The 1,557-nt window shown below is 48.3% G+C and carries 1 protein-coding gene; it reads right to left on the minus strand.

The window, feature by feature from the left end; translation table 11 throughout:
* Positions 1–1,557: photosystem I core protein PsaB (gene psaB, locus FNW02_RS38075; RefSeq protein WP_225226336.1), on the minus strand; the 1,557-nt coding region annotated here is incomplete at both ends.

A 1,557-nucleotide genomic window follows, 5' to 3' on the forward strand; every position in this document is an offset into this window, starting at 1 on the left:
CCAAGAAGTCGCCAGGGCCAATTGTCAAGAACAGAGAGTTAGTACCAGAGTTAATGGCATCTAACCAGCCTGGTAGCCAGACGTTGCCGTAGTTGGGCCATGCTGTATGGGCAATGCTATCTGGGTTGGACAACAAGGTGTCTAAGCCGTAGAGTACTTTCCCGTGGGCAGCTTGGACAAACTGAGCAAATACAGGTTCAATCAAGATTTGCTTTTCAGGTGTACCGAAAGCAACCACTACATCGTTGTGGACATACAGACCAAGGGTGTGGAAGCCTAAGAAAAGAGATACCCAACTTAGGTGGGAAATAATCGCTTCTTTGTGCTTCAGCACGCGCTCAAGGACGTTGCCTTTGTTTTGTTCCGGGTCGTAATCACGCACCCAGAAAATGCCAGCGTGGGCAAAAGCACCAACTAACAAGAAAACCGCAATATATTGATGGTGTGTGTACAGCGCTGCTTGGGTTGTGTAGTCCTTACCAATAAATGCGTAAGGAGGCATGGCGTACATGTGCTGCGCCACCAAAGAGGTAATGGTTCCCAGAGCTGCCAAAGCTAAAGACAGTTGGAAGTGTAGGGAGTTGTTGATGGTGTCGTACAGCCCTTGGTGAGGTAGGTTGAACTGACCTTCACTCTTGCTACCGGGAACTAAACCAGATTTGGAGTTCAGCATTTCTTTGATGCTGTGACCAATTCCGAAGTTAGTCCGGTACATGTGACCGGCGACAATGAAGATGACTGCGATCGCTAAATGGTGGTGAGCCATATCGGTCAACCACAATGATTCTGTCTGGGGATGGAAGCCACCCAAGAAAGTCAAAATCGCAGTCCCCGCACCCTCTGATGTACTGAATAGGTGCTGTGCTGTATCAGGGTTATCGGCGTAAACACCCCAGTTACCTGTAAAGAAAGGTGTCAAACCTGCTGGGTGGGGTGGGGTATTTAAGAAGTTATCCCAACCTACGTGCTGTCCACGAGATTCAGGGATCGCAACATGAATCAAGTGACCAGCCCAAGCCAAAGAACTAACGCCAAACAAACCTGCTAAGTGGTGGTTTAAACGAGGCTCAGCGCTCTTAAACCATGCCAGACTAGGACGGTACTTGGGTTGTAAGTGCAGCCAACCAGCAAACAAGAATACAGCTGCTAGCAATAAGAGGAAAACTGAACCTGTGTATAGTTCAGTATTTGTCCGCATTCCAATGGTGTACCACCAATGATAGACACCAGAGTAAGCAATATTTACAGGATTGCTAGCACCAGCTTGGGTAAAAGCTTCAACTGCTGGTTTACCAAAGTGGGGATCCCAAATCGCGTGAGCTATTGGGCGGATGTGAAGGGGATCTTTAATCCACTGTTCAAAGTTACCTTGCCAGGCTACGTGGAACAGGAGGCTGGATGCCCACAAGAAAATGATTGCCAAATGACCAAAGTGAGTTGCGAAAATCTTTTGGTAAAGATTTTCCTCTGTCATGCCATCATGGGTTTCAAAGTCATTGCCTGTGGCGATCGCATACCATATCCGACGCGTCGTCGGATCCTGCGCGAGATCCTGGC

The organism is Komarekiella delphini-convector SJRDD-AB1 (assembly GCF_014831675.1).
Lineage (GTDB): Bacteria > Cyanobacteriota > Cyanobacteriia > Cyanobacteriales > Nostocaceae > Komarekiella.